At 69.2% G+C, this 5,092-nt stretch carries 6 protein-coding genes; 1 reads left to right on the forward strand and 5 read right to left on the reverse strand.

Going from position 1 to position 5,092, the window contains the following annotated elements:
• Positions 1–159 precede the first annotated feature (159 nt).
• Positions 160–639 (reverse strand): 30S ribosomal protein S9, encoded by a 480-nt coding sequence (gene rpsI / locus ELR45_RS08860; RefSeq protein WP_129665809.1) that lies wholly within the window; start codon positions 637–639, stop codon positions 160–162.
• Positions 640–671: 32 nt separating this feature from the next.
• Complete coding sequence (rplM, locus tag ELR45_RS08865) at positions 672–1,115, reverse strand: 50S ribosomal protein L13 (protein ID WP_129665243.1); 444 nt, start codon at positions 1,113–1,115, stop codon at positions 672–674.
• 226 nt (positions 1,116–1,341) lie between these two features.
• Here rplM and ELR45_RS08870 point away from each other — a divergent pair, with 226 nt between their 5' ends.
• Positions 1,342–2,040, forward strand: coding sequence for a class I SAM-dependent methyltransferase (locus ELR45_RS08870; RefSeq protein WP_165367619.1), 699 nt, complete (start codon positions 1,342–1,344; stop codon positions 2,038–2,040).
• A 15-nt stretch (positions 2,041–2,055) separates the two neighbouring features.
• On the opposite strand, the gene ELR45_RS08875 is transcribed toward ELR45_RS08870, so the two are convergent.
• The 3 genes from ELR45_RS08875 to ELR45_RS08885 all read right to left on the reverse strand — a co-directional run.
• Positions 2,056–3,528 (reverse strand): ABC transporter ATP-binding protein, encoded by a 1,473-nt coding sequence (locus ELR45_RS08875; protein ID WP_129665247.1) that lies wholly within the window; start codon positions 3,526–3,528, stop codon positions 2,056–2,058.
• Complete coding sequence (locus ELR45_RS08880) at positions 3,525–4,286, reverse strand: ABC transporter permease (RefSeq protein WP_205856274.1); 762 nt, start codon at positions 4,284–4,286, stop codon at positions 3,525–3,527. The genes ELR45_RS08875 and ELR45_RS08880 overlap by 4 nt, the downstream gene beginning before the upstream one ends.
• A gap of 104 nt (positions 4,287–4,390) precedes the next feature.
• A partial coding sequence (locus ELR45_RS08885; protein WP_165367620.1) for an ABC transporter permease occupies positions 4,391–5,092 on the reverse strand: 702 nt, incomplete at its 5' end.

The raw sequence follows: 5,092 nt of genomic DNA on the forward strand, positions 1-5,092 counted from the left end.
GGCGAGCTCAGCCGTGAGGTCGACGTTCGCCAACCCGCGCACCCCGTCGGTACCGAAGAGACGTGCCACGTGCCTTCTCCTTAAATACAGCTCGGCCCCGGAGTGACCATAGTTTCCCCCGGGGCCGAACCTGCTGGATTGTGTAGTTGTAGCTGCGCCTTAACGCTTGCTGTACTGGGAGGCCTTGCGGGCCTTCTTCAGACCGGCCTTCTTGCGCTCAGTCTCCCGGGAGTCACGGGTGAGGAAGCCGGCCTTCTTCAGCACCGCGCGGTTGCTGTCGATATCCGCGAGGTTAAGCGCCCTGGCCAAAGCAAGACGCAGGGCCCCGGCCTGTCCGGAGGAACCCCCGCCGTTGAGCCGGGCGACGATGTCGTAGCGTCCGTCCAGCTCCAGCTCGACGAACGGCGAACGGACAACCTGCTGGTGGACCTTGTTCGGGAAGTACTGGTCGAGGTCGCGACCGTTGATCTTCCACTTGCCGCTGCCCGGCACGATGCGGACTCGCGCGATGGCTTCCTTGCGTCGGCCGATAGCGGCAGCCGGCTCGATGGCCGACGAGGGCGCCGACGGCGCCGACTCGGAAGTGAAGCTCTCGACCGAGGTCTCCTCGGCCTCATTCTCGACTGTGGTCTCGGTCATGTCCTCGCTCGCGGTGTTGGTCATGGTGTCGCTCACTGTGTCAGCTGGCCGATCTCGAACGGCGCCGGCTTCTGCGCCTGGTGTGGGTGCTCTGGGCCGCCGTAGACCTTCAGCTTGGTCAACATCTTCCGGCCGAGGCTGTTGTGCGGGAGCATCCCCTTGACGGCCTTCTCCACGACCCGTCGGGGGTTCTTCTCCAGCAGGTCGGCGTAGCTCGTCGCACGGAGGCCACCTGGCCTGCCGGAGTGCCGGTAGTCGACCTTCTGCTGCAGCTTGTTCCCGGTCAGAGCGACCTTGTCTGCATTGATGATGATGACGAAGTCACCGGTGTCGGCATGCGGGGCGTAGATGGGCTTGTGCTTGCCACGCAGCAGGGTGGCGGCGTGTGAGGCGAGCCGGCCGAGTACGACATCAGTGGCGTCGATGACATGCCACTGACGCTCAACGTCACCGGGCTTGGGGCTGTACGTGCGCACGGTCGTAGGCCTTCGGTTGGTCGGTAAGGATGTCCAGTCTTGCGGTGCGCCGCCACCTGGCAGCAGAGCTGCCGCCGGCACACACAACGACGTTTAAGAATACTCGCTCCCACACCGAACGGTCAAAACCAGCCGCCGCGCACGTGAGACGTTTATAGATCATGAGACGTTCATAGATTGTACCCGGCATGTGTGCCCTGGGCCGCATTGTTCGTATCCTGTTCTGGTGCCTCAGCGCCATGACGTCCACAGGGCCGAGGCATATGAGTCCGAGCGGGGTCATGGATTCACACTGCCGAGCGAACGCGTCTGCTGGGCGTCGGACATCGTCTGGATTCTGCGCGATACGGCCGCGACGCTCCCACACCAGCCGCGTGTGATCGATATCGGCTGTGGGACCGGCAAGTTCACCCGGCTGATTCGGGACGTCCTCCAGAGCACCTTCGGTCTAGCGCCGACCGTGCACGGTGTCGACGCTTCAGACGCGATGCTCGACGTCGCCCGTCGCCGGGACAGCCATGGCATTGAGTACCGTCGCGTCGACGCCCGAGCTCTGGACGGGCCGGCAGACTACGACCTCGTCGTCTCTTGCCAGGTCCTCGACAGCTTCGAGCGACCCGCCGAGTTGCTCGCCGCCTGGCGGCGAAACCTGCTGACGTCCAGGGGCAAGCTCCTGACCGTTCTCGCCTTCTCCCGAGCCGACGGCTGGACCAACCGCACTCCCGAGCAACTGGACCGGACGCCGCTGGCTACGGTGACCAGCATCGAGCCGCTCGTCGACGCCACCGTCCAGGCCGGTTTCAGCGAGGTCCGCGCGGGGTTCCTGCCGAGCGTCAGCCCACTGCACGGCGGAGCGTCGACGGGGCGCACCGGCCCAGTCGGCAGCCGCTACTACGCGATTGCCACGACTCCAACCGCCCCGTAGCGACTGACTGAGCTCTCAGGCAGGGACAACCTGACCGTCACGGACGCGGAGCACGCGGTCGGCGAACGACCGGAGCCTACGCTCGTCGTGACTGACGACCACCAGCCCGCAGCCGCGGTCGGCCAGCTCGCGCAGGAGGCCGACCATCTCGGCCGCATGGACGCTGTCCAGGGCGGCGGTCGGCTCGTCGGCGACGACGAGACGCGCGTCGCCGCCGAGCGCGCGGGCAACCGCCACCCGCTGGCGCTGTCCACCGGAGAGTCGCCTGGGACGAGCCGCGGGGTCGACGTCGTCCAGACCCACTCGTCGCAGCAGTTCGGCGGCGTGGCGGCGCGTCTCGGGAGCAGCCAGCCGGATGCGGCCTTCCGAGGTCGCGACGATCGCCTCGGCGACGGTCTTCCATATCGGCCACCTAGGGTCGAGGCTGCCGGCGGCGTCCTGGAAGATCGGCATGACGAATCCGGGGCTGGGACGGCTCGCCTCACTCGACCACAACACGGTGTCGCCGTGCCGTACCCTGCCGGACACTGGCCGCAACAACCCAGCCAGAGCGCGCAAGACCGTGCTCTTGCCGCCGCCCGAGGGTCCGCACAGCCCGATCACCTCGCCGGCCATGATCCGGAGGTCGACGTCGCTGACGACAGGGCTGCCGCCCCGGTAGGCGAGGCTGACGTCCTCCAGCGATGCGACCGCTGGCCCTGTCGTCGGAGACGGCCGTGGACCGGCGCCGGCCGCACGTGCCCCGACCAGCGCCCGAGTGGCCGGGCGGGTGGCCACCGCCTCAAGAGCGCCGCCACCCGCACGCCCCACGACCAGTTCCTCGGCGACGCAGCCCCCGTCCAGTACGACGATGCGGTCGGCGTACTCGGCGGCCATGTCCAGATCATGGCTGACCAGCAGCAAGGACCTCGACTGTGCCACCAGCGTCGCCAATGCGCTGCGAGCGACGTCGGCGTCCAGGGCCGACGTCGGCTCATCGGCGACGATCAGCCGCGGTGCGTGCGCCGCCGCCGCGGCGATGTCGGCGCGCTGCAGCATGCCTCCAGACCACATGGCAGGACGATCGCGCAGCCGCTCCCGCGCATCGCCCACTCCGAGCGCTGCGACCCTGGAGACCGCCTGCTCCCGTGGCACCCGAAGCCGGTGCACCAGCCACGCCTCGCTGACGTGATGGCCCACGCTCCACCACGGATCGGCCGACCGGTAGGGATCCTGTCCGACGTAACCGACCTGCCGGCCACGGGTCTGGCGCATCTCGCGCTCACGGAGCCCGGTCAGGTCGCCAACCCCGGAGAGAAGGATCATCCCGGTGACGGCGGTTCCGGGTGGCAGCAGTCCCAGAACACCACGGACCAGTGTGCTCTTGCCGGAGCCGGAGCCGCCGACCACCGCTACGGTCTCGCCGTCGCCGATGGTCAATGAGACATGTTCGAGCGCCTGATAACCGTTCGGGTACCGGACGCTGAGCCGGTCGATCCGCAACGTCATCGCGGTGTCTCCTCGATCGCGTCGGCGAGCAGCGACACGCAGCCCACACTGACGACGATCGCCGACGTGGGAGCGATGACCAGCCAGGGCGCCCGGGACAGGTAACTACGGCCGTCGGCGACCATCTGTCCCCACTCCGCCGTGGGCGGGGCGACGCCAAGCCCCAGGAAGGACAGCGCGGACAGGCCGATGATCACCTCGGCCAAGCCGAGCGTTGCTACCGAGAGCACGCTGACCGCGGTAGCCGGGGTCACGTGACGCCACATCGCCCGCAGCCGTCCGACGCCCGCCATCCGAGCTGCCGTCACGAACGGGCGGTCCACATGGGCCAGCGCGAACGTCCGGGCGTAGCGCGCCATCGGCGCCCATCCGGCTAGCGCCATCGCTACCACCAGGTTGGTAAGCCCGGGTCCGAGCACACCGATCACGGCCAGAGCGAGCACCAGCTGGGGAATGGCGAGGACGATGTCGACGAGCCGCGAGAGCACGGTGTCGATTACGCCGGGCGAGAGCGCGGCAACGAGCCCCACCGCCAGCCCGGCGACGGTGCTGACCGCGCCGACCAACAGCGCAGTGCCGAGCGATATCCGCGCGCCTGCCGCCAGCCGGGCCAGCACGTCGCGGCCGGCCTGGTCGGTGCCGAGCGGGTGCTCCCAACTTGGCGCGGCGAGCTTCGCGGCGTAGTCCGTGACGTTCGGGTCGGGGCGGAAGAACGGAATGACGACGGCCAACGCCACGAGCGTCGACAGAAGTGCCACGCCGATCACCAGGCTGGCGCGGCCGGCAGACACCCGGGGACGCGGGCGAGCTGCCCGGCGAGCGGGCCTGATCGCCCGGCCTGCGGGCCCCATGGACGTCCCGGTCACGAGGGCCGCACCCCGGACTTCCGTATCAAGCCGACGATCACATCGACGAGCAGGCTGGCGACGACGTACGCCAGCACCCCGAACAGGACCAGCGCCTGCACCACCGGGACGTCCCGCGAAACGATCGACTCGATCAGGTACCTGCCGATGCCCGGCCAGGTGAAGACCGTCTCCACCACGGCAGCGCCGGCCAGCAGGCTGCCGACCGTCATGCCGGCCGCGGTCAGCAGCGCCGGCGTCGCCGGAGGAACCATGTGCACCAGCAGCGCCCGGCTAGGGCTGGCGCCGCGTCCTACGGCGACGTCGACCGGCCCGCTCGACGACGCGTCGACCAAGGCGGCTCGGAACACCCGCGCCCACATGGCGGCGGCGCCGATCGCCAGCGGCACCGCCGGCAGGACCGCGCCGCGCCATGAGCCGTCGGCAATGACCGATCCCATGCCCCAGCCGAGCACCACGATGTCGAGCAGCACGGTGCCGACGACGAAGCTCGGCACCGCTGCACCGGTGAAGATCAGACCTCGGATGCCGAAGTCCACCGCGCGCCCTCGCCATCGCGCTGCCACCAGCGCCAGCGGAACCGCGACCACGGCGGCAAGACCCAGCGCAACGGCACATAGCCGGGCGGTGGCGGGTAGCCGCCCACCCACCTCGGCGGCCACCGGGCGTCCGCTGCTCCACGATGTGCCCAGATCGCC

The organism is Phytoactinopolyspora endophytica, from assembly GCF_004138495.1.
Taxonomy (GTDB): Bacteria; Actinomycetota; Actinomycetes; order Jiangellales; family Jiangellaceae; genus Phytoactinopolyspora; species Phytoactinopolyspora endophytica.